This window comes from Vibrio sp. Isolate24 (assembly GCF_022398215.1).
GTDB lineage: Bacteria > Pseudomonadota > Gammaproteobacteria > Enterobacterales > Vibrionaceae > Vibrio > Vibrio coralliilyticus_A.
In genome coordinates, this window is sequence record NZ_JAKEUU010000003.1 from 601,978 (window position 1) to 624,928 (window position 22,951).

At 44.4% G+C, this 22,951-nt stretch carries 22 protein-coding genes; 20 read left to right on the forward strand and 2 right to left on the reverse strand.

Translation table 11 applies throughout. The features are described 5' to 3' along the window. Positions 1–14 precede the first annotated feature (14 nt). Positions 15–755 carry a transporter substrate-binding domain-containing protein gene (locus tag L1D23_RS15480; protein ID WP_345779108.1) on the reverse strand — a complete coding sequence of 247 codons (741 nt, stop codon included), beginning with the start codon at positions 753–755 and terminating at the stop codon, positions 15–17. A 351-nt stretch (positions 756–1,106) separates the two neighbouring features. Here L1D23_RS15480 and L1D23_RS15485 point away from each other — a divergent pair, with 351 nt between their 5' ends. The 19 genes from L1D23_RS15485 (at position 1,107) to L1D23_RS15575 (ending at position 19,584) form a co-directional block, all read left to right on the forward strand. Continuing rightward, a complete protein-coding gene (locus L1D23_RS15485; RefSeq protein ID WP_239867872.1) occupies positions 1,107–2,084 on the forward strand; it encodes a porin in 978 nt (325 codons plus the stop codon). A 293-nt stretch (positions 2,085–2,377) separates the two neighbouring features. After that, on the forward strand, positions 2,378–4,117 hold the full coding sequence (locus L1D23_RS15490; protein ID WP_239867874.1) for an alpha-galactosidase: 1,740 nt from the start codon (positions 2,378–2,380) through the stop codon (positions 4,115–4,117). Between the two features lie 68 nt (positions 4,118–4,185). After that, on the forward strand, positions 4,186–4,707 hold the full coding sequence (ruvC, locus tag L1D23_RS15495; RefSeq protein ID WP_239867877.1) for a crossover junction endodeoxyribonuclease RuvC: 522 nt from the start codon (positions 4,186–4,188) through the stop codon (positions 4,705–4,707). A gap of 123 nt (positions 4,708–4,830) precedes the next feature. Continuing rightward, positions 4,831–6,282 carry a methyl-accepting chemotaxis protein gene (locus L1D23_RS15500; protein WP_239867880.1) on the forward strand — a complete coding sequence of 484 codons (1,452 nt, stop codon included), beginning with the start codon at positions 4,831–4,833 and terminating at the stop codon, positions 6,280–6,282. Between the two features lie 78 nt (positions 6,283–6,360). Then, positions 6,361–6,978 (forward strand): Holliday junction branch migration protein RuvA, encoded by a 618-nt coding sequence (gene ruvA / locus L1D23_RS15505; RefSeq protein WP_239836911.1) that lies wholly within the window; start codon positions 6,361–6,363, stop codon positions 6,976–6,978. A gap of 20 nt (positions 6,979–6,998) precedes the next feature. Next, on the forward strand, positions 6,999–8,003 hold the full coding sequence (gene ruvB, locus L1D23_RS15510; RefSeq protein ID WP_239867883.1) for a Holliday junction branch migration DNA helicase RuvB: 1,005 nt from the start codon (positions 6,999–7,001) through the stop codon (positions 8,001–8,003). Positions 8,004–8,461: 458 nt separating this feature from the next. Next, positions 8,462–10,048: a cytochrome ubiquinol oxidase subunit I gene (gene cydA, locus L1D23_RS15515; RefSeq protein ID WP_239867886.1), complete on the forward strand. Its 1,587-nt coding sequence runs from the start codon at positions 8,462–8,464 to the stop codon at positions 10,046–10,048. Between the two features lie 15 nt (positions 10,049–10,063). Then, positions 10,064–11,200, forward strand: coding sequence for a cytochrome d ubiquinol oxidase subunit II (gene cydB / locus L1D23_RS15520; RefSeq protein WP_239867889.1), 1,137 nt, complete (start codon positions 10,064–10,066; stop codon positions 11,198–11,200). 12 nt (positions 11,201–11,212) lie between these two features. Beyond that, positions 11,213–11,320: a cytochrome bd-I oxidase subunit CydX gene (cydX, locus tag L1D23_RS15525; protein ID WP_000270284.1), complete on the forward strand. Its 108-nt coding sequence runs from the start codon at positions 11,213–11,215 to the stop codon at positions 11,318–11,320. Next, entirely contained in the window at positions 11,313–11,615 is a 303-nt protein-coding gene (gene ybgE, locus L1D23_RS15530; protein ID WP_239867892.1) for a cyd operon protein YbgE, read from the forward strand. The genes cydX and ybgE overlap by 8 nt, the downstream gene beginning before the upstream one ends. Before the next feature lie 165 nt (positions 11,616–11,780). Continuing rightward, positions 11,781–12,200 carry a tol-pal system-associated acyl-CoA thioesterase gene (gene ybgC, locus L1D23_RS15535; protein WP_239867895.1) on the forward strand — a complete coding sequence of 140 codons (420 nt, stop codon included), beginning with the start codon at positions 11,781–11,783 and terminating at the stop codon, positions 12,198–12,200. After that, entirely contained in the window at positions 12,190–12,888 is a 699-nt protein-coding gene (gene tolQ, locus L1D23_RS15540) for a protein TolQ (protein ID WP_239836766.1), read from the forward strand. The genes ybgC and tolQ overlap by 11 nt, the downstream gene beginning before the upstream one ends. Before the next feature lie 5 nt (positions 12,889–12,893). Further along, positions 12,894–13,337: an ExbD/TolR family protein gene (locus L1D23_RS15545; protein WP_239836765.1), complete on the forward strand. Its 444-nt coding sequence runs from the start codon at positions 12,894–12,896 to the stop codon at positions 13,335–13,337. A gap of 13 nt (positions 13,338–13,350) precedes the next feature. After that, positions 13,351–14,421: a cell envelope integrity protein TolA gene (tolA, locus tag L1D23_RS15550; protein WP_239867897.1), complete on the forward strand. Its 1,071-nt coding sequence runs from the start codon at positions 13,351–13,353 to the stop codon at positions 14,419–14,421. A 13-nt stretch (positions 14,422–14,434) separates the two neighbouring features. Further along, the gene (gene tolB, locus L1D23_RS15555; protein ID WP_239867900.1) at positions 14,435–15,787 is read left to right on the forward strand and encodes a Tol-Pal system beta propeller repeat protein TolB; all 1,353 of its coding nucleotides are present in this window, start codon (positions 14,435–14,437) and stop codon (positions 15,785–15,787) included. Positions 15,788–15,824: 37 nt separating this feature from the next. Beyond that, on the forward strand, positions 15,825–16,364 hold the full coding sequence (pal, locus tag L1D23_RS15560) for a peptidoglycan-associated lipoprotein Pal (protein WP_239836762.1): 540 nt from the start codon (positions 15,825–15,827) through the stop codon (positions 16,362–16,364). A 15-nt stretch (positions 16,365–16,379) separates the two neighbouring features. Then, complete coding sequence (gene ybgF, locus L1D23_RS15565; RefSeq protein ID WP_239867904.1) at positions 16,380–17,156, forward strand: tol-pal system protein YbgF; 777 nt, start codon at positions 16,380–16,382, stop codon at positions 17,154–17,156. A gap of 136 nt (positions 17,157–17,292) precedes the next feature. After that, complete coding sequence (nadA, locus tag L1D23_RS15570; protein WP_239836760.1) at positions 17,293–18,354, forward strand: quinolinate synthase NadA; 1,062 nt, start codon at positions 17,293–17,295, stop codon at positions 18,352–18,354. Positions 18,355–18,549: 195 nt separating this feature from the next. Next, entirely contained in the window at positions 18,550–19,584 is a 1,035-nt protein-coding gene (locus L1D23_RS15575; protein ID WP_239867907.1) for a potassium channel family protein, read from the forward strand. A gap of 42 nt (positions 19,585–19,626) precedes the next feature. Here L1D23_RS15575 and L1D23_RS15580 read toward each other — a convergent pair whose 3' ends face one another. Then, positions 19,627–20,196 carry a UPF0149 family protein gene (locus L1D23_RS15580; RefSeq protein ID WP_239867910.1) on the reverse strand — a complete coding sequence of 190 codons (570 nt, stop codon included), beginning with the start codon at positions 20,194–20,196 and terminating at the stop codon, positions 19,627–19,629. A gap of 124 nt (positions 20,197–20,320) precedes the next feature. Between L1D23_RS15580 and L1D23_RS15585 the strand changes: the two genes are divergently transcribed. Further along, positions 20,321–22,750, forward strand: a complete 2,430-nt coding sequence (locus L1D23_RS15585) for a hybrid sensor histidine kinase/response regulator (protein WP_239867913.1) — start codon at positions 20,321–20,323, stop codon at positions 22,748–22,750. The last annotated feature ends 201 nt before the right edge of the window (positions 22,751–22,951 follow it).

Genomic DNA, 22,951 nt, shown 5'->3' on the forward strand with positions numbered 1-22,951 from the left:
ACAAGTGTTCATATTTAGTCAGTTAACCCGTACTTTACTCTGAGTTGCTCAAGCTTCTGAGCGGCATGCTCTCGGAAGTAGCGATTGAGAGCTGAGACGATTGCTTTAGCTTGTGGGTGATCTCGCCTGACGGCTGCGTGAAGTGGGGTTGAATCAAGGTAAGTCGTGCTAAAGTACAGCTCGCCCTTCTTAATTCTCATCTCTTTTACCGTCCATCTGCCGACAGCCTCGTCTGTGACTAATACATCAGCGCGATCCGTCATAACGAGACGGATACTATTAGGTAAGTCTATAGAGTCTATTGGAATCAACCCATCAAATTCGCGTAGCCCAGCACCGTAGCCGTAGTTGTTAATTAACGCGACTCTTTTCCCTTTTAAACTGTTTTGCGATACGTATTCGAACTTGGTGTCAGAGCGATACACGAAAGCCATTTGGTTGTACATATAGACATCAGTAAACAAGTAATCCTTATTGCGTTGCTCTGTTTTCCAGATGGCGATGATGACGTCATTTTTTCCATTAATAGTTTCTTTCAGCACTCGCGACCATGGTTTGACAGAATACTCAACTTCATAGCCCGATGAGACAAGTCCATCGGTGACTAAATCATGCGCGATACCACTGCCTAATACAGAATTCATGACATACGGGGGCCATAAATCCTGGGCGACTCTCAGTGGCGAGGACCATACGACTCCACCCCAAAGAATGAGAATAAGGCAAATGAATTGTCCAATCGCGGATCTGTACACCAGTCTGTTCCATCAAACCTCTTAGTTATAAGTTTAGTTGAGGTTGAGAAAGCAAAGAATATTTCTGCTCAGGGCATAGGTATGGCGGTATTTACTCAATCATGTTCGTAATTCAGTGACAAGGCTGCTTTTCATCTTCTATGACAGCATGGGGCACTTTTTTCTTTTAATTGAGTTACTTGTTATTAGTGATTAATAAAACTTAAGTGTTTTCGACAACCTTAATTATGTGGCTACGGTCATTTTTTATTGATTCATTTGTTAATAATTATTAGTGCCAATAGTTTCTATAGCCAGAGCGGGCAGGTGGTATTTGACGCTCATAAATAAAAATCTATAGGAACATAGAAAATGAAAAAGACAGTTTTAGCAGTAGCCCTATCTCTTATTACTGGTTCAGCGGTAGCCGCAGACGCACTTTCAGGCGACCAATTTACAGTATCAGGTGAAATCGCCGTTGGTGGTTATTACCAAACAGACCGTAAAGAAAACGAAGAAGTAAATAATTTCGACAAACAAAAAGACGAAGAGTTTTACAACGGTGGTGTCACGGGTTTTGATATCTTCGCTGATTACGAAAACGGCAACATTGTCGGTAAGTTTGGTGGTGAATTTGACGTAGAAAATGACTACGGTACATCAGACTCAACGTTTACTATTACAGATACTTGGGTTGGTTACAAAACTGGAGCTGGTGTTGTTTCTGCTGGTTATGCTAACGACACAGCTCTCGACGCAGTGGATGGTGCTGCAGACCAAACTATTGAGTTCCTATGGTCACCAAATGACGCTTCTGACGCACGTCAGGTAGTTAAGTTTGAAGGCGATAAAGAAGGCGTTAAGTACGGCATCTCTTACTATGGTGACCGCAACTATACGGACGATTCTGCTGAAGAAGAGCGCCAACCAGGTTACAACGGTTACCTAGGTTATGAAAACGACACTTTCATGGTTAACTTTGGTTACGAAGATAACGATGAAGATAAAGGTACTACTGACAAACTTTACCTAGTGAACGGCTCTGTGAAGCTGGGCTCAGTAGGCATCGGCGCGACATTTGCCGAAGAAGAATTCGCAGATGGTAAGAAAGTGAAGATGTACAACACTTCTGCGGGTTACACTATCGATGCTCTTTACCTAGCAGTGGGCTACGTAACGATCGAAGACACTCGTGAGGCAGTGAACTTTGGTGGTTCTTACGCATTCACTGACAATGTGACTGCGTTAGTAGATGTTGCTTACCACATCTCTGATGAAGGTTACAGCCTAGGTGTTGGCGCAGAAGAAGGCGACATCGAATCATTCGTTAAACTGGCTTACGCATTCTAATTTAACGACTGAGTTTGTTCATATCCCTTAAAGCCCACTGAGGTGGGCTTTTTTAAGCAGGAAGCTTAGCGCAATAATCCACTGCCTTTTCGCCCTCCCGGAGTTGGAGGGCTTTTTCGTTTCATCTCTATGCTATACCTCATCTAAAACCGTATTCACTCAACTTGTGAATTTAAAGTGGACAATTCGTGACCTAGACCAATATTACCTAAGTTAGTGATTGGACAATAAAAAAGCCTAGTGCTCTAATTTGTTTAACAGTGCAAAAATGTATAGGGTCTGGGAGTTCATTTATGTCGTTTTCAGTCAAACTGGAGAATGGTCGCACCCTGCGAGTAAGAGACATCAATCTTCAGGCCGATATTAATCACAATGAGATTACGTTTACTTATCAAGGGTTGAATAATGATCCCCTTGGTGGACGTTATGTCTTGGCGATTACTGAATTTGGCTTTGAGCATAATGCCACTTTGCTTGGTGATGGTTTTCAGATGTTAGCTCAGACGACTGGCACGGCGGAGCACCCCATTGATATAGGACGTTGTCCTGACAACTCTTCCAGTTACCGAATTTATCCTCCCACTGCGGCAAAACGTTACTACAACTATCTGGTGGTAGAAGATTCGACGGGTTACACCCTATTTGGTTTTACTTCTTGTCACCGTTTTGCTGGATATTTCGAAATTGTCGATATTGAAAATCACACTTGGTTGAAGATATGCATTGATGGTGAAAACACTCACCCGCTTGATTGGGCTTCTAATCAACTCGAATCTGTTGTTGTGCTGCAGGGAACGTCTCTTTCCGCCCTTTATGATGAATATGCGACACTGATATCGCGACATCATCCTGCTCGTCAGGGCGCTATGAAGGACGCACCAATTGGCTGGTGCTCTTGGTACGCTTATTACGCTGAAGTTACACAAGGGCATATTCTGGATAACATGAAGTGTATGAAAGGTGATCTACAACAACTCGAATATGTTCTGTTGGATGACGGTTACCAGGCTTTTATGGGCGATTGGTTGACACCGTCAAACAAGTTTCCATCTGGTATAGAATCACTGATCAAAGAAATTAAGCTCCAAGGCAAGAAACCAGCAATTTGGTTAGCTCCCTTTATTGCTCAACCTGAGTCTCAAGTGTTTAAACAACACCGGGATTGGTTTGTTACCCATGCCGACGGTTCATTACTTAAAGCTGAAGAGGTGACTTACGCGGGCTGGCGTTGTACACCTTGGTACATATTAGATACGTCTAATCCAGATGTTCAGGAACATCTAACAAACGTAGTGAAAACTATGCGTGAAGAGTGGGGCATTGAGTTATTCAAGCTCGATGCGAACTATTGGGGAACATTGAAAGGTTTTAGACATCAGAGTGGTATTACAGGTGTAGAGGCGTATCGGCTGGGTATGGAAGCCATTGCCGAAGGAGCGGGTGAGGCCTTGATTCTTGGCTGTAATGCTCCAATGTGGCCATCGCTGGGACTTGTCGATGCAATGCGGGTCTCAGACGATGTCGAGCGAGATGAGAGGCGCTTCGAACAGATTGCTAAAGAAACCTTTTATCGTAGTTGGCAGCATCGGAAGTTATGGCAGGTTGATCCGGATTGCGCCACGTTAGTCTCGCTACCTAATCAAGCGACTGAGCGGCGTTACTATGAATTTCATCGTGATGTATTGCTGGCGAGTGGTGGGCTGTTGTTATCAGGTGACCCATTACCTGAGATGACGCCGTTTGCTCAGAGAACACTGTCGCGTTTGTTTATCCGCCATAAGCATAATCAAAATGCCGCCCGATTCATGTCATTGAGTTTGCACCACGCGTATCTACCCATGACGGAGCAAAACGACTTACATTGTCTATTTAATTTCCAGCAACCAGCACGAGAGGTCACTCTGACGTCTGATTTCCCAGTGCATTGGTATGACTACTGGAGTGGGGAGAAGCTTAGTCATGAGCGCACCGCGGTTATTGAAGTGACGCTGGATGCGGGTTTATCGAGCAGAGCGGTGGTTACTGCGCCCTGAAACCTCGCTAATGCTCATGGTGTAAGCTAAGATACGTGCTGGCTAAACGAATAGGTTTTATAAGCACTATGTCAATCATCTTGGGCATTGACCCAGGTTCCCGCATCACTGGATACGGCGTTATCCGCCAAACCGGACGTCACCTTCATTATCTAGGTAGTGGCTGTATTCGAACATCAGAAAAAGAGCTGCCAGGACGGCTCAAGCAAATCTACGCCGGAGTGGCCGAAATCATCACCCAATTCCAGCCGGATGTGTTTGCTATTGAGCAAGTGTTTATGGCGCGCAATGCGGACTCTGCCTTAAAGCTTGGTCAAGCCCGTGGCAGTGCGATCGTTGCTGCAGTGAATGCTGACCTTCCGGTATATGAATACGCAGCGCGCTTAATCAAACAAGCGGTGGTCGGGACTGGTGGCGCAGATAAAGAACAGGTGCAACACATGGTGCAGTCAATGCTCAAGTTGCCTGCCAAGCCTCAAGCGGATGCGGCTGATGCCCTAGGCGTTGCTATCTGTCATGCGAATACCAATAAAACCTTAGTTGCTTTGGCTGGTAAAGCAACCAGTGCACGACGAGGTCGTTACCGTTGATTGTGCATAGTGATTTCAAAACTGAGACGTCCTAAACAGATCTAATAATGCAATTTGTTATGAAAATGTTGTAAATCTATAGTGGTCGGAGGTCTTATAACTCTCAATCAAGGATGATTGACAATGAACCCAGCCACTCTCTGGCGTCGTGCGTGCATGCCGAGCCAACACCATTGGACAAAATCACAACAGCGACAGGCTGACATCCTGTCTCTATTCACTTTTATTGCCTTCCTCGTTGGCCTTTATAGCTTTATTAAATGGAGTAAACACAGCCATGACAGCTTAGTGCTGACTTCTGTGTTTCTGATTGTCTTAGAGTTGATTTCTGCAGCTTGTCTGAAGTGGCTTAAACATCCCGGTTTTGCCCTCAATCTCGGCTTTGTTGGTATGACCGTCCATGCGCTCAACATCATTTACCAAAGTGGCGGAGTGGTAGAGTCAACTCAAACCTATTGGGTGCCTTTACTGGTTGTTGCTTTTTTCCTTTCAGGGACGAGGAGCATGGCGATTTGCTGGAGTGCGATTGTCATTTCGTTATCGGCTGTCATGACGTATCTTCATCTCTCTGATTTTCGCTTTCCTCAATTGATTCTGTCTGAATCGGCATTGCGCATTGAAATATGGTCAGGAACCATTCTCCCGCTGGTGGTGATTTGTATTGCTCAAGCCTTTACGGCGAAACAGCGTGATCAGGCGATTGAGTTAGCAGAGTACGCAAAACAAAAAAGTGAAGCGGTAGCTGACAAAGCTACGCAAGGTGAGCGACATTTATCGAGTGTACTAGAGCAAGCAAATCAGAATTCTCATCAATTGAAAGAAGTCTCGCAAGTTTTAGAGTCTCAGTCGGAAGCTCTCGAAAGCCAGGTTAGTCAGCTCAACATCAATAGTGAATCTCAGGCCAGTGCCGCTGAACAGATGAGTCAGCAGGTGCATCAGATGACCGAGGGGCTTGAAGATTCTAGCCACTTTGTCACTGAGTTGCGCGGACGAAGTGACGCTGTCCATAAACAGGCAGAGAAGAGCTCAGAACTGCTTGAAGCTTCTATCAGTGCAATAAGCCAGATCATCGACAGCCATGATCAAATCATGAAAGTCGCTGATTTGATCACTTCGGTTGCGGAACAAACCAATTTACTGGCACTGAATGCAGCGATTGAAGCCGCTCGCGCGGGTGAACAGGGCAGAGGGTTTGCTGTGGTGGCGGATCAGGTTCGTGAGTTATCAGCTAAGAGTAGTGAGTCCGCGGTGGAGATTCGTAACTTGCTTGACCGAAGCGAACAGGAAGTGCGTTACGGTCAAGAGGTGGTCCACGCTAGTGCGACGCGAATGAAAGAAGTCATCGAACAAGTGACGGGTATCTCGAAAGATGTAAACGGCTTAGCCAATATCATGACCAACCAAATGTCGGCACTCAAAGAACTGGATGAAGCGAGCAGTGAAGTGGCCAATGGTGTGGTGGAAACCAAGACCATTTCCGAGCTTGTTGCACAAAATGGTTCGCAGTTAAACGGGCAGGTCGAGACAGTGCGCACTCTCACATCCCAACTTGATCTAGTGGTCTCAAAAATCTAGATACACCGTATAAAGAACTGGATGTCTATCCAGTTCTTTATTATCCTGTCGCAAATTCATTTCTAAAGAGTATTGAGTGTGATTGGACGTTTGCGTGGCATTCTGCTTGAAAAGCAACCCCCTGAATTGTTGATTGAAGTAAACGGTATTGGCTATGAAGTTCAGATGCCGATGAGCTGTTTTTATGAATTGCCGAATGTTGGTGAGGAAGCAATCATCTACACGCATTTTGTTGTTCGCGAAGATGCTCAGCTACTCTATGGCTTTAATACTGTCAAAGAACGTGCCTTATTCCGCGAAGTGATTAAAGCTAATGGCGTCGGTCCGAAACTGGGCTTGGGTATATTGTCAGGTATGACAGCCAGCCAATTTGTTTCATGTGTTGAACGTGAAGACATTTCAACACTGGTTAAATTGCCGGGTGTTGGTAAGAAAACAGCGGAACGTCTGGTCGTTGAGATGAAAGACCGTCTCAAAGGCTGGGGAGCGGGTGATTTGTTCACTCCTCATACAGACGCAGCTCCAGTGGATTCTGTACCGCAAGCCGATCAATCTAATGCCGAAGAAGAAGCGATTAGTGCCTTACTTGCACTAGGCTACAAACCGACCCAAGCTTCTAAAGTTGTATCTCAGGTTAAGACTTCAGAGATGAGCAGTGAAGAGCTGATTCGCGAAGCACTGAAGTCCATGGTTTAAGTGACAACTAGGAACGGTTAATGATTGAAGCGGATCGTCTAATCGCACCGGATAATGCGGTTTATAAAGAAGAAGACGTCATCGATAGAGCCATTCGTCCAAAGAAGCTGGCGGATTATCAAGGTCAAGATCATGTTCGTGATCAAATGGAGATTTTCATCAAAGCAGCCAACCTCCGGGAAGAGGCGTTGGATCATCTGCTGATTTTTGGCCCTCCAGGTTTAGGTAAGACCACGTTGGCAAACATTGTTGCCAACGAAATGGGCGTAAACATTCGCACTACATCTGGTCCTGTTCTGGAAAAAGCGGGTGACTTGGCCGCGCTTCTGACCAACCTAGAAGAGAACGATGTGTTGTTCATTGATGAGATTCACCGTTTGAGTCCGATGGTTGAAGAGGTGTTGTATCCCGCGATGGAAGACTACCAACTCGATATTATGATTGGTGAAGGTCCTGCCGCGCGCTCTATTAAAATTGACTTACCTCCATTCACTCTAATAGGAGCCACGACGCGAGCGGGCTCGTTAACTTCTCCACTTCGAGATCGCTTTGGCATCACTCAGCGCCTTGAATACTACAAAATCCCAGATCTTCAGCATATTGTTCAGCGTAGCGCTGATTGTTTGGGCTTGTCGATGGAGAGCGAAGGCGCGCTTGAAGTTGCAAGACGCGCACGTGGGACACCACGTATCGCTAACCGTTTACTACGTCGAGTGAGGGACTACGCGGAAGTGAAAGGTAACGGGCATATATGTGCAGGCATCGCAGACAAGGCTCTTAACATGTTGGATGTTGATGCTCAGGGCTTTGATTACATGGACCGCAAGCTACTGTTAGCCATTATGGAGAAGTTCGGTGGTGGACCGGTTGGGCTGGATAATATGGCAGCCGCCATTGGTGAAGAGAAGGATACCATTGAAGATGTCTTGGAGCCATATCTGATACAGCAAGGCTATCTACAGCGGACGCCAAGAGGGCGTATAGCTACCGATAGGGCTTATCTTCATTTCGGAATTGAAAAATAAGTTTTCAGGACCAGTTCAATATGAGCTGGTTTTTATTTTTAGTGATGAAAGTCACAATAATGGAATCTTGCTCCTGCCATTTAGGTAACTAAAGTAGACGAGTTGTTAAGCACTTGTTTTGCATAAATACCTTGTTCTCCCTCACAAATAACCACAAATTAACAAAAGCTCGTTTAAACTGTTGATGTTGATCAATGTGATGGTTTTTTAGACAAAAATGCCGCACAAAATTTGATACAAATCAAAGCGAAGTCTAAATACAAACCTTTTGAAACAGACAGTTTTTAGCAGTAGTATTAGCACTAGCTATATTAGCTGATGCTTAACAATTAACTAACCGTTACGGTACATTTTTGCAACAACATGCTGTTCTTTAGCAACATTGTTTGAGTTTGTTCAACGCTTACTTATGCCGCAGAAATGTAAAAAGTGTCTTCAGCCGACACATAGGAGTAAACATGATTGATGTAGTCGATCTGTCGCGGTTGCAGTTTGCGCTCACTGCGATGTATCACTTCCTCTTCGTACCATTGACTCTGGGTATGGCTTTCCTTCTCGCCATCATGGAATCTCTGTACGTTATGACGGATAAGCAAATCTATAAGGACATGACAAAGTTCTGGGGTAAGCTGTTCGGTATTAACTTCGTACTAGGTGTTGCCACCGGTCTGACGATGGAGTTCCAGTTTGGTACTAACTGGTCTTACTATTCTCATTACGTCGGAGACATCTTCGGGGCACCTTTGGCCATCGAAGCGTTGGTTGCCTTCTTCCTTGAGTCCACTTTTGTTGGCCTTTTCTTTTTCGGCTGGGACCGATTGACTAAACGGCAACACTTAGTTGTCACTTGGTTAGTCGCTCTAGGTTCTAACTTCTCGGCATTGTGGATTTTGGTTGCAAACGGCTGGATGCAAAACCCAGTTGGGGCAGACTTTAACTTTGAAACCATGCGAATGGAAATGGTGAGCTTTGCTGAAGTGGTTCTTAACCCTGTGGCTCAGGTGAAATTCGTACACACAGTCGCTTCGGGCTATACGACAGGCGCGATGTTTATTCTTGGCATCAGTTCTTACTACCTATTAAAAGGTCGTGACATCGCTTTCGCTCGTCGTTCATTCGCCATTGCAGCCTCTTTTGGTATGGCGGCAATCCTGTCTGTAATTGTGCTTGGTGACGAATCTGGTTATGAATTAGGTGAAGTACAGAAAGTAAAACTGGCAGCAGTAGAAGCAGAATGGCACACCGAGCCAGCACCAGCCGCTTTCACTTTGTTTGGTCTGCCAAATCAGGAAACCATGCATACTGATTATGCGATCAAGATTCCTTACGTCATGGGTATCATTGCGACTCGTTCTTTGGATGAGCAAGTAACAGGTCTACGTGACCTTCGCGATGAACACGTTGATCGTATCCGCACAGGTATGTACGCCTATGAACTGCTTGAAAAGCTTCGTGCAGGTGACAAGTCAGAAGAAAACATGGCCGCCTTTGATGAAGTGAAAGGTGACCTAGGTTACGGTCTTCTTCTGAAGCGTTATACAGAAAACGTGGTTGATGCGACTGAAGAGCAGATCCAAGCCGCGGCGGATGATTCTATCCCAACAGTTTGGCCACTATTCTGGTCGTTCCGAATCATGGTTGCGTGTGGCTTTATCATGCTATTCGTATTCGGTGCCGCATTCATCCAGACTTGTCGTCAGAAGATCGAGCAAAAACCATGGGTACTAAAAGCCGCGTTGCTGAGTATCCCACTGCCTTGGATTGCTATCGAAGCAGGTTGGTTTGTTGCTGAATTTGGTCGTCAGCCATGGGCTGTGGGTGAAATTCTACCTGTACATGTGGCGGCATCGGCACTCACCGCTGGAGAAATCTGGACATCACTGTTTGCAATCTTGGCGCTATACACCGTCTTCCTGATTGCAGAAGTGTACTTGATGCTGAAATTTGCTCGCAAAGGCCCTAGCAGCCTGAAAACAGGTCGCTACCACTTTGAGCAAAACGCTGACTCTGTTGAAGACAAAGTTAGTCGTCAAGTAGACGCGTAAAGCAAGGAGAAACATATGTTTGAATACGAAATCTTGCGACTTATCTGGTGGGTTCTGATCGGTGTTCTCCTAGTAGGCTTCGCAGTGACTGATGGTTTCGATATGGGTGTTGGCGCGCTAGTACCTGTAATCGGAAAAAATGATACTGAACGCCGTGTGATGATTAACTCGATCGCACCTCACTGGGAAGGCAACCAAGTTTGGTTGGTGACAGCGGGTGGTGCTCTGTTTGCTGCATGGCCTTTAGTTTACGCAACCTCGTTTTCTGGATTCTATTTGGCGATGATTCTGACCTTGGCTGCGTTGTGGCTAAGACCTTTGGGTCTCTCTTATCGCTCAAAGATTGAAGATACTAAGTGGCGTCAAACGTGGGACATTTGTATTTCTATCAGTGGCTTCGTTCCACCAATCATCTTTGGTGTGGCGTTTGGTAATCTACTGCAAGGTGTACCGTTCCAGTTGACTGAATTTTTGATGCCAACGTATCACGGTTCATTCTTTGGTCTATTAAACCCATTCGCCTTATTATGTGGCTTAGTTAGCTTGTTTATGATCTTAATGCAGGGCGCTACTTGGCTACAGATGAAGACTACAGACGAAGTTCACGCTCGCTCGCGTAGTGTTGCACAAATCATGGGTCTACTAACGGTTGCGACTTTCGTTGCTGCTGGTTTCTGGGTTCAAAGCATCGAAGGCTATGTGATTACCAGTGCAATTGACCATAACGGCGCATCTAACCCACTTGCTAAAGAAGTGATTCGTGAAGCGGGGGCTTGGATGAACAACTTCGAGCAGTACCCATTGATGTGGATTGCTCCGGCGCTGGGTGTAGTAATGTCTCTTGTGACTGTATTGGCTTCACGTCTTGAGCGTGGTGGTATTGCATTTTTCGCTTCAAGTCTAGGTAATGCAGGTATTATTTTCACAGCGGGTCTGGCGATGTTCCCATTCATCATGCCTTCTGATTTGATGCCTAACCACAGCCTGACCATGTGGGATGCAACGTCATCTGAATTAACGCTCAACCTAATGACTGGTGTTGCCTTTATCATGGTGCCTATTATCTTGGCTTACACCATTTGGACTTACTACAAGATGTTTGGTCGTCTGGACAGCAAGTTCATTGAAGACAATAAAAACTCACTTTACTAAGGAGCTATTACTATGTGGTATTTCGCATGGATTCTAGGTGTACTACTTGCTTGTGCATTCGGCATCATCAACGCTCTTTGGTTAGAGCATTCTGAAATGATGGATAAAGATAGTGAGTAATCTGGCGGAGCAAGTAGCTAAGCTACATGCGCCAATGGACAAGGCTCTATTCAGAGCCTTATCTTTGATTCTCGGCTTTTACCATGTGGCTATGGTGATGTGGGATCCGGAGCAATATTCAGCCTCTATTGGCGGCTTTAATGCTTTAATCTCTCCGCTAATGATTTGGGCGATTTGTTCCAGCATGATCTTTGGTTTGAGCTTTAAGCCGAAAAACTGGTATTGGCAAGTATTATTCAGTCCCTATTTTTCCTTAACGATTCTAATTTATTTAACATTAATACGTGCTTTATAAGTTGAACTGACTGAAAATTATCCACTAAATAGTCACAATAGCGTCAATCATTGATAGTTGACGCTATTTTTTTGTCTAAACCTTTGAAAACCGTTATTAACCATTGCATAAACGGTAATGAGTTGCGTTATAGTAAAGCGACTCAAATGGTAGAAAGGGATTGATGTGCAAGACGAGCGTGCGGTATTTGAGCTGCCGGTAACAGTTTATTACGAAGATACTGATGTTGGTGGTGTGGTCTATCATGCCAACTACCTCAAGTATTTTGAGCGTGGTCGTTCGGAATACCTGACCAGTATTGGTGTTTCACAATCCAGCCTTTTGGAACAAAACATCGGTTTCGTAGTCCGACATATGGACATTGATTTTCTGCAAGGTGCCCGTCTTGAAGACCGTCTGACGGTTAAGACATCGGTTGCAGAGATCAAGAAAGCCACCCTTATTTTCTGTCAAGAGATCGTAAATCCTGATGCTAAAACATTGTGTAAAGCAATGGTTAAGGTAGCATGCATCGATAATAAAAAAATGAGGCCAAAAGCGATTCCTCAATCAATAGTTATGGAGTTTACTCACAGTGACCGCTGATATTTCAATGCTTGACCTGTTTTTACAAGCAAGTCTGCTCGTAAAAATGGTGATGTTGACCTTGTTAGGTATGTCGATCGTGTCGTGGGCAATGATCATTAAGCGCAGCAAAGTGCTTTCTCAAGCGTCAAAAAGCGCAGAGACATTTGAAGATAAATTCTGGTCAGGTACAGATCTCTCTGTCCTGTATCAAAATGCGAAAAAGCGTAAAGATGAATTGGCTGGCACCGAAGAAATTTTCTATTCCGGTTTTACTGAGTTTGCTCGCCTTCGAAAATCTAACTCTGATTCGCCAGACTTTATAATGGAAGGCACTGGTCGTGCGATGCGTGTCGCTGTGGCACGCGAAGTGGACGAGTTAGAGACTAATCTGCCATTCCTTGCAACCGTAGGTTCTATCAGTCCATATATTGGTCTGTTTGGTACCGTTTGGGGCATTATGCATGCATTCATTGCCTTGGGTGAAGTTAAACAAGCAACACTTGCTATGGTGGCACCAGGAATTGCCGAAGCGCTTATCGCGACAGCTATGGGCCTGTTTGCTGCGATCCCTGCAGTCATGGCCTATAACCGCTTGAGCAATAAAGTCGGTAAGCTGGAACATAACTACGCGACTTTTTCCGAAGAATTCCACAGTATCCTACATCGCCAAGCTATGGCTGGGCGTGACTCTTCCACTAGGGACTAATGGATATGGCTGGCTACCAACCTAAAAAACGTAAGATGACGGCAGAAATTAACGTTGTTCCTTATATCGACGTTATGCTGGTTTTGTTGATCATTTTCATGGTGACTTCCCCATTTGTAACACAGGGCGTTGATGTTGAGCTACCAAAAACCACGACAGCAAAGCCTGCCTCTGATTTAGCTGGAGATAGTGATGCCAGCTTTATCATTGTCGAAATCGATCGCGAAGGTAATTTAGGCCTGAGTGTGAACGATGAAGACGTGATAAGAGGTCTTTCTCTTCAGGATGTTATCGTACGGGTAAAAGCGGAGCTTTCGCTGAAGCCGGATTCGCCAGTCGCAGTGGGTGGTGATGCTTCAACGCCGTATGCTGAAGTCGTCTTAGTATTGGATGAATTAAGCCGCGCGGGTATCCCTAAAGTTGGTTTATTGACGGACATAAAGGAATAAGCGCTCTCTGGTTATGAAAGACACGAAACCGAAAAAAAAGAGTGATTACACTAAGCCGATAGTGATATCAGCGGTACTGCATTTGCTTTTGATCGTTGCGTTGATTTGGGGGACGGACTTTACCATGTCCAAACCTGAACCTTCCGGACAGATGGTTCAGGCAGTGGTAATAGACCCGAATTTAGTTCGTCAGCAAGCACAGCAAATACGCAGCCAGAGAGAAGCCGCAGCGAAGAAAGAGCAAGATCGCTTGGATAAGTTACGCCGTGAGAGTGAACAACTTGAGAAGAATCGCAAAGCTGAAGAAGAACGTATTCGTAAGCTAAAAGAGCAGCAAGCGAGAGAGGCAAAAGCCGCGCGCGAGGCAGAGAGAGCGAGACAACAGAAAGAGAAAGAGCGGAAAGCAGAAGAAGCTCGTGTACGTAAAGAGCGTGAGCGTGCTGCGAAACTTGAAGCTGAACGTAAAGCGAAAGAAGAAGCCATTAAAAAAGCAGAGCAGGAACGGTTGGCTAAACAGGCTGCAATTGCTAAGGCAGAAAAAGAGCGAGTTGCTCGAGAGAAAGCGGCAAAAGAAGCGGAAGAGAAAGCTCGCCGTCAACGTGAAGCAGCCGAAAAAGCTGAAAAACAACGTATAGCTAAAGAAAAAGCAGCCGAAGAGGCCGCTGAAAAAGCGCGTAAGGAGAAGGAGCGTTTAGAACGTTTAGAGCGTGAGCGTAAAGAGCAAGAAGCAGCGTTAGATAATATTTTTTCGGGCCTTGAAAACGAAGCAGAGCAGAATAGCTCGGCTCATAACCAATTCATAAAAGATGAGATTTCTCGAATGTCATCTATTTATACTAGGACAATTCAGCAAAAGTTAATTAAGGATGACTATTTATTGGGAAAGGAATGTAAAGTAAACATAAGACTGCTTCCTACAGGGACAGACATGATGGTTGCTGGTGTGACTGTATTAGATGGAGATTCGCGAGTTTGTGGTGCTACAAAAAGTGCGATAGCACAAGTCGGTATTTTTCCGAAATCAACAGAAAATGCAGTCAACGAAAAACTGAAAAACATTAACTTAACCGTTACTTTCGACTAAAAGGATCAAAGACGTGATTAAACGCCTTTTATTAGGGATTTTGGTACTGTTTGCCAGTGTAACCAACATCGCTAATGCTGCACTAGAACTAGTTATTACTGATGGCATAGACTCTGCTCGACCAATTGCTATTGTCCCGTTTAGGTGGGAAGGCAATGCTAAGTTGCCCCAAGACTTATCTGCTATTGTCGCTTCTGATTTGACTCGCAGTGGTAAGTTTAAGCCTATAGATGTTTCCCAAATGCCTGAAACACCATACCAAGCGTCTAAAATAAACTTTGAAGACTGGACAAGCTTGGGAGTTGACTCTCTTGTAACTGGCACGATAACCCAAGACGCTGATGGTCGGTATGTCGTAAATTATCAGTTAATTGACCTTGTCAGAGGTCAATTAACTAATGGGCAAGCTAAATCTTTAAGTAATGACGGTCGACTAGTACTTTCCCAAGACCATATCCTTCTAAATAAAAAACTTACAATTGTACCAAGTCAGTTTAGAGGAGCGGGTCATCTTATAGCTGATAGAGTTTTTGAAGCGTTGACTGGGGAAAAAGGCTCATTTAGAACCAAGATTGCCTATGTTGTAGTAAAAGACGGTGACAGCCATCCATACCAATTACGTATCGCTGACTATGATGGTTATGGTGAAAAAAGTGTTTTGAAGTCAACCCAGCCATTGATGTCTCCGGCTTGGTCTCCCGATGGCAAGAGACTTGCCTATGTGACTTTCCAGAACGGTCAATCTGAAATATATATAATTGAAACACAAACAGGAAAACGTGAAAAAGTAACGTCATACCCACGTCATAATGGTGCGCCACGATTCTCTCCTGATGGTAATAAACTAGCTTTAGTGTTGTCGAAAACTGGCAGCCTGCAAGTGTATACATTGGATTTGAAAACCCGTAAGTTGACACAAATAACACGTGGTAGATCAAATAATACGGAACCATTTTGGCATCCTGACGGCAAATCCTTGATCTTTACCTCGGATCGGGGTGGTAAACCTCAGATTTATCAAGTAGATTTGGCTGGTGGTTCAACCAACCGTCTTACCTGGCAGGGGCATCAGAACCTAGGTGGGCAAATTACACCTGATGGACGATTCCTAGTAATGGTCAATCGTAGTAACTCGGGCTTCAATTTGGCGAAGCAGGATCTTGAAACGGGTGCCGTTCAAATTCTGACCAAAACTTTGCTAGATGAATCGCCGAGCATCGCACCAAATGGCGGTATGGTTATTTATAGCTCTATCTTTAATAAAACCAATGTACTTTCAATGGTTTCTATAGATGGACGCTTTAAAGCTCGATTACCGGCAACAAACGGTCGTGTCCGTGCACCAGCATGGTCTCCGTTCTTGTAGCAAGTAATAAGTATCAAAAAGTAAGGAAAATATAACAATGCAACTAAACAAAGTTCTAAAAGGGCTATTGATTGCGCTACCAGTTCTAGCTGTTACAGCGTGTAGTTCAAGCGATGATGCAGCTAACGCTTCTGGTTCTGAAACGAACCAATCAACATCTGGTTCTGCTAACGGTGTTGATACAACAGTAGTTTCACCAATCGGTGAGAACGGCCAACTTTCTGAGCAAGAGCTTAAAGAGCAGGCACTTCGTGAGTCTCAAACAATTTACTTCGCGTTTGACAACGCAACCATCGCTGGTGACTACGAAGAAATGCTAGCAGCACACGCGGCTTACCTAAGCAAAAACCCAGCGCTAAAAGTGACTATCGAAGGTCACGCAGATGAGCGCGGTACTCCTGAGTACAACATCGCTCTTGGTGAGCGTCGTGCGACGGCAGTTGCTAAGTACCTACAAGCATTAGGTGTTCAAGCGGATCAAATCTCAATCGTGAGCTACGGTGAAGAGAAGCCTCTTCTTCTAGGTCAAGCGGAAGATGTATACGCTAAGAACCGTCGTGCGGTTCTAGTATACTAATCAAGGAAAGTCCTTATGTTCAGTAACCTTAAGCGCGTAGTTACGCTTACGTTACTGGCAAGTGCAGCGAACTCTGTGTTCGCTGCACCAGCTCCAGTATCAGATATCAGTGCTAGTCACTCTGCGCCATCCTCCTCAGCCGCTCCGGCTAATGAAACCGAAGTTCAACGTCTCGAACGTTTATTAGAAAACCGTAATCGTGTTCAGTTGCAAATGCAGCAACAGCTAGATGAAATGGCACTGGAAATTAGTGACCTTCGTGGTCAGCTAGAAAAGAATAACTATGACATGCAGCAGATGCTGCAACGTCAACGTGAGCTGTTTATCGAACTTGATAAACTTCGCGGTCAAGTGAATAGTGCCCCAGTAGCGGCTACGTCTACAAGCGATGCTAATGCTAAACCAGCGGGTAAATTTAGTACCAACGCTGATGAACAAACGGCTTACCAGAACGCCGTAGACTTAATTCTTAAAAAACGAGATTACACAGGAGCGATTTCAGCGTTCCAGCAATTTCAGAAAGACTTTCCTGATTCAACATTCTCGCCGAATGCGCATTATTGGTTAGGTCAGCTTTATTTTGCTAAGAAGCAAGACCAAGATGCGGTGAAGAGCTTTGCTGCTGTGGTATCTTATAAAGATTCGAATAAGCGTGCAGATGCGTTAGTAAAACTGGGCGATATTGCTCAACGTAATAACAATGCAGCGCAGGCAAAAAAATACTATCAACAAGTACTTGATGAATATCCTGATAGTGCTTCTGCGAAATTAGCCGCAGAGCGTATTAAGTAACCTGGAAAGGAGTGCATGGTCACTCCTTTTTTATTGGCTCTATAAACACTATAAGTAATTCTTGTGGAAACTGGCATCTTGATCTGGGTTAAGGTTACAATACTCGGATTACTGGAAGTTGCGTAGAGCAAGAGCAATGAGCCACATTTTAGATACAATCGAAACAGTTTACCCTTTCCCGCCAAAACCAACACCGCTGACAGACGAACAAAAGCAAGCGCACATTAAAAATATTAAAGCATTGCTTAAAGAGAAAGACGCGGTATTGATTGCCCATTACTACACGGACCCTGAGATCCAAGCACTCGCCGAAGAGACTGGTGGATTTGTTGGTGATTCACTAGAGATGGCTAAGTTTGGTAACCGCCATCCTGCGAGTACATTGATCATTGGTGGTGTGCGCTTTATGGGCGAGTCTGCGAAGATCTTGACGCCGGAAAAGCGTATCCTTATGCCAACGCTTGAAGCTGAATGTTCGTTAGATTTGGGCTGTCCTGCCGATAAATTCACAGAGTTTTGTGATGCTCATCCAGACCATACTGTTGTGGTGTATGCCAATACTTCAGCAGCAGTAAAAGCCCGTGCTGACTGGGTGGTTACCTCAAGTATTGCTTTGGAGATCGTCGAGCACTTAGATTCTGAAGACAAACCTATTATCTGGGGGCCTGATCGTCATTTAGGTTCATACATTGCCAACCAAACTGGGGCAGACATGCTGCTGTGGCAAGGTGAATGTGTGGTTCACGATGAATTTTCTGCTGATGCATTACGTAAGATGAAAGGCTTGTATCCTGAAGCTGCTATTCTCGTACACCCTGAATCACCAGCGAGTGTTGTCGAGCTTGCCGACGCAGTTGGTTCAACCAGCCAGTTGATCAAAGCTGCGAAAGAGCTTCCTCAGCAAAAAATGATTGTTGCGACTGATAAAGGTATCTTTTTTAAGATGCAGCAACTGGTTCCGGAGAAAGAACTGATTGAAGCACCAACAGCCGGTGCCGGAGCCACTTGTCGTAGCTGTGCCCATTGTCCGTGGATGGCGATGAATGGTCTCAAAGCGATTGAGCAAGCGTTGCGAGAAGGTGGTGAACAGCATGAAATTTTTGTTGATGAAGCGCTTCGCGTTAAGTCATTAATTCCACTTAATCGTATGCTCGACTTCGCAGAGAAGCTTAACATGCAGGTTAAAGGTAACGCCTAAACGATATTGAATGTAAGCCAGCTTCGTGAAGCTGGCTTTTTTGTTTCCCCATACTTCATAGCAATCGCTTTTATTGAGTTTGGTGAAATGAGTAACTTGGGTACATATCGCTGTAAGTGACAGGATTGGCTTATCGGTCATGAGTCAGTTAGTCTTGTAAGAATATTGATAGTAATCAGTCGAGTAAGTGAAAGTATGTCAGCGTGGTTCGTCTTTAAAAAGTGGCTTCAAGTACGCTTGTTTCAATTAAGCAATCGTAACCTTATGGTATTGCTTTTAGTCTACATTGCATTGTCTTGGCTGGCCTTGGTTGCAAGTGGGGAAACCGCTCTTACAGAAGATGCTTCGACGTTTGTTTATTACCTCATGGTCACTGCGTCGACGGTGGGCTATGGCGATTATTCACCAGTGACCGAAGCGGGAAAATGGGTAGTCATTTTATTTGTTATACCGGGCGGCTTAACCTTGTTTGCTGCATTAATTGGACGGTTAGCTTCTGCTTCAGTGGATTATTGGCGGGCAGGCATATTAGGAAAACGGAGAGTTGGTGTGGAAAATCATATTCTGCTTTTGGGCTGGAATGGTCAACGAACAATGCATCTTATTCGCATGCTACAGCATGAGGAAGAGGGGAAGCGCCCCATAGTTCTGTGTAGTCGCTCTGATATTGAAAACCCGCTCCCTGGAGAGATTGGTTTTGTTAAAGTGACCAGCTACACAGACGAACAAGAGATGGAAAAAGCGTCGATTACACAAGCAAGTTGCATTGTAGTGGACAACTTAGAAGATGATATTACGCTGTCAGCGGCCTTGTACTCTGCTAATGTGAACCCAAAGGCACATTTACTCGCGTACTTTAAAGACGAAGCACTAAGCCGATTGTTAAATCAACATTGCCCTAATGCTGAGTGTATTCCAGCTGTTGGTGCGGAAATGCTCGCAAAAGCAGCGGTGGACCCTGGCTCTAGTGCTCTTCATCAGGAACTATTGGCTTCGACGCGAGGAATGACCCAGTATTCAACCACCTACCCGGAAGACGCAGCTGCCACGGATGTGCAGTCTATATTTGTTTACATCAAGCGTGCCTATCAGGCGACACTTATCGCCATTGATACAGGGAAAGGGATCGAGCTCAACCCTGATTTAGATACGGTCATCCCACCAAGAACTAAGTTGTTTTACATCGCAGATGAACGGATAGAGTCTTTTGAATGGGAACGATTGAAATAACTCATTGTTAAGCATAAAGGGCCCAATTGGGCCCTTTATGCTTTAATCCGCTTCTGCCAACATGGAGCCGCGCATTGCTAGGCCACATAACATGGTCGGAATCGCGTTAAATATCTCTTCAAACTGCTCAAGACCTTCAATTCCTTGCTCTGCAAGTGTTGCAATTGATGTCTCTGGGTCATAAAGCATGCTTAAAGATAGCAACACTCCGCCCAGCAATGCGCTGTCTTCGCTAGCTTCGGGCATGATGGTCTCCCAATCGTCTCTAGCGAGTTGCCAACCTTGTAGAACACCTTCACAGAAGTCTCGTGTTGCTTGATTGACGATGTCTGTTTCGTCTAGAGAACATGTACTTGGCCATACCCATTGGTTGCCCAATAAAGCAGGGCGGTATTCATTCCACATTGCGATGATCAACTCGATGTAGGTTTCCAACTGCTCACCATCAGTGAATGGTGCTACCTCTTCACCTCCCCATAGAAAAGGAAGCCACTCTTCAGGTGGCAATACATTGGGTGCAGCAGCCATAGCAGTAACAAATCCTTGTGTTTTGGGTTCGTTGATCAGTCGGTTTTCCAGCTCTGGCTGAGAAAGAATGTCTTGTAGTGTCAAAATGAATACCAAAGAGGGGTAATTGAAATTGAGCTAATACTAACAGCCAAAACGAGACATAAAAAGGTGGCAGCTGCGCTATCTCCGCTATAATTGGATGTAAACGGACAAAATTCAAAGGCTTATGGAAATTCGTTCCTCCCTCAAAAGAAAGAGCTTTTTAGCGCTTGCTATGTACATGGCATTTGTCATAGCAGTGATAGGTACGGTGAGTTATCTTGTGGTTGAACCACCTGTGCGCGATCAGTTGGAAAAGAACCTCGACCTACGAACCCAAATCATCGCTGCTGAAATCAAAGAGCCTTTGAACAGTTCTCTTGGTATTTTGCAAAGTGTCGTTAGTATTGGGAATACTAATGAACCCCAAGGCCATCAGGCAGAGATGCTTTATAAGCTTTTCTCGGTGATCGATGGTGTGGCTATCAGCGGTGGTTTATGGCCGATTCCTTATTCAATAGATAGAGGGACTGCTTACAAAAGTTTGTTTTTCAATCGTGCCAGTGACGGTCAAGTCGATCAGGTTTTTTCTTGGGATAATCCGGAGTCGGGCGGCTACGACAAAGAGTCCTGGTATACCTCTGTAGTCAATAAACCGGTGGGGACGGTGTCTTGGTCAGAGGTATATATTGACCCTTTTACACATGTTCAAATGATCACCGCCTCCTCACCTTACTATATTGATGATGTTTTTTCTGGTGTAGCCACCATAGACATATCGCTCGAGAGCTTGGTTTCTTTTGTTCGCAAACATGCAGAAGAGTACGAACTAGGTGTCATACTAAAAGATTCCTATGGGGATGTGATCACTGAACATAATTTTCAGGTTGTTGAAGACATCTACATCAGTAGCACTGATTTTGGTGACTTTAAATGGTATATCGATGTCGTCAATGCTAATCGTTTAGTGACGGAGCAAGTGTATGACTTAGTGTCAAAAGTTGAAGCGGGTATCATCCCCATAATGCTGGCTTGTGTGATGATGGGGTATTTCTTAATCAATCGTTTCCTGATTTCGCCTATCGTGATTATCGCTAAGAAAGTTGATGATTCAATTGAGGGAGGAATCATCGACATGACTTATAACAGCCAAGACGAAGTCAAACATCTTATTGATACATTCAACCAGAAAACCGTCTTTCTCGAAGCAGAGAAGCAAAAAGCACAAGCTTCAACAAAAGCCAAAAGCGCGTTTCTTGCCACCTTATCTCATGAAATTCGGACACCGATGAATGGCGTCCTTGGTACCGCGCAGATACTTCTGAAAACGGATCTCACGGAAGAGCAGCAAAAGCATATGAAAACCTTATATGAATCAGGTGATCATATGATGACACTACTTAACGAAATTCTTGATTTCTCGAAAATCGAGCAAGGTCATTTGGAGCTTGAAAATAATCCATTCCCACTTGAAGCCATCATCGGCAGTATTAATAGTGTCTACTTTACCCTTTGCTCAGAAAAAGGTCTGCAATTCAAAGTTTACTCAGAAGTCCCTCATGACCGCTGGTATATGTCCGATAAAGCACGTTTACGGCAAATATTGTTCAACCTCCTTAATAATGCTGTGAAGTTCACGTCGCGTGGATATGTAGAGGTGTATTTCAAAGAGATAGAGAAGCAAGAGCAAAACTATTTGGAGATTAAAGTACGTGATACTGGAATTGGCATCGCAAAAGAAGCGCAGCAAAAAATATTCAAGCCTTTTGAGCAGGCTGAGTCTTCTACCACGCGACGTTTTGGAGGTACAGGCTTAGGATTAGCCATCGTCAAACAGTTATGTAACCTAATGAATGGCAGTGTGACGTTAGCGAGTGAATTGGGTATAGGTACCAGTTTTGATGTATTGGTGGCAATGGACCACTGTGAGCCTCGCAATCAGGAGATTAAAGAACACAGTAAGCTCAACTATAGTGGCTTAAAAGCTCTTATCGTTGAGGATAACCGCACCAATGCCATCATCATCAATACCTTCATGACCAACAAAGGCTTTGAGTGTGATGTAGTTGAGAATGGTGAACTATCTATCCACGCTATTGCCAGTAAAGAGTATGATTTAGTGCTAATGGACAATCATATGCCAGTTATGGATGGTGTGGAGGCCACCTCTGCTATTCGCTCTTTACCTAGCTCAAAATCTAAAATTCTAATTTTAGGCTGCACAGCTGATGTTTTTAAAGAAACGCGTGAACGAATGTTGGGGGTTGGAGTGGATTATATAGTATCTAAGCCCATTGACGAGAATGAGCTGGATGATGCACTTTATCAATATTCTGAGCGTTTGTACCAATACAAGCCCATGTTACTGAGTGGCTCAAACATAGAAACTGAAGAAACAGAATCAGTATTGCTGACGTTCTATATGTTTCTAGAGAATGGTGATCTAGAAGAAGCGCAAGAGCATTTTCAAGCCCTGAAAGCGGTGACAACAGGCATTGAAGATCAACACTTGGAAGAAACCCTGAAAGCGATACAGATGAAACTTACATTAGGGGAGGTCCCTTCCCAATCAGATTTGGACGTTTTAACCGTTCTGCTAAAAGATTTTTGTAAGTAAATTACTTGATTTTGGTTGCTTTGTGAGCAAGGTCCAGATTTTTAGTGAATTAATCTGACCTTTTTACTGAGCTTGGTGGTTTATTTACTACTTTTGTTTTTATTTGAAATCTAAAACTAATTAATTCATGGAATAATAGTCTTATATGCTGGTATTTTGAATTTTTACCAGTTTATATTACTACTTTTATTGTTCATATTT

Bases quoted from the DNA above. Each gene is read 5' to 3' on its own strand.
- L1D23_RS15485 (WP_239867872.1), top strand. From the start codon at position 1,107: ATGAAAAAGACAGTTTTAGCAGTAGCCCTATCTCTTATTACTGGTTCA.
- L1D23_RS15490 (WP_239867874.1), top strand. From the start codon at position 2,378: ATGTCGTTTTCAGTCAAACTGGAGAATGGTCGCACCCTGCGAGTAAGA.
- ruvC (WP_239867877.1), top strand. From the start codon at position 4,186: ATGTCAATCATCTTGGGCATTGACCCAGGTTCCCGCATCACTGGATAC.
- L1D23_RS15500 (WP_239867880.1), top strand. From the start codon at position 4,831: ATGAACCCAGCCACTCTCTGGCGTCGTGCGTGCATGCCGAGCCAACAC.
- ruvB (WP_239867883.1), top strand. From the start codon at position 6,999: ATGATTGAAGCGGATCGTCTAATCGCACCGGATAATGCGGTTTATAAA.
- cydA (WP_239867886.1), top strand. From the start codon at position 8,462: ATGATTGATGTAGTCGATCTGTCGCGGTTGCAGTTTGCGCTCACTGCG.
- cydB (WP_239867889.1), top strand. From the start codon at position 10,064: ATGTTTGAATACGAAATCTTGCGACTTATCTGGTGGGTTCTGATCGGT.
- cydX (WP_000270284.1), top strand. From the start codon at position 11,213: ATGTGGTATTTCGCATGGATTCTAGGTGTACTACTTGCTTGTGCATTC.
- L1D23_RS15545 (WP_239836765.1), top strand. From the start codon at position 12,894: ATGGCTGGCTACCAACCTAAAAAACGTAAGATGACGGCAGAAATTAAC.
- tolA (WP_239867897.1), top strand. From the start codon at position 13,351: ATGAAAGACACGAAACCGAAAAAAAAGAGTGATTACACTAAGCCGATA.
- pal (WP_239836762.1), top strand. From the start codon at position 15,825: ATGCAACTAAACAAAGTTCTAAAAGGGCTATTGATTGCGCTACCAGTT.
- ybgF (WP_239867904.1), top strand. From the start codon at position 16,380: ATGTTCAGTAACCTTAAGCGCGTAGTTACGCTTACGTTACTGGCAAGT.
- nadA (WP_239836760.1), top strand. From the start codon at position 17,293: ATGAGCCACATTTTAGATACAATCGAAACAGTTTACCCTTTCCCGCCA.
- L1D23_RS15575 (WP_239867907.1), top strand. From the start codon at position 18,550: ATGTCAGCGTGGTTCGTCTTTAAAAAGTGGCTTCAAGTACGCTTGTTT.
- L1D23_RS15585 (WP_239867913.1), top strand. From the start codon at position 20,321: ATGGAAATTCGTTCCTCCCTCAAAAGAAAGAGCTTTTTAGCGCTTGCT.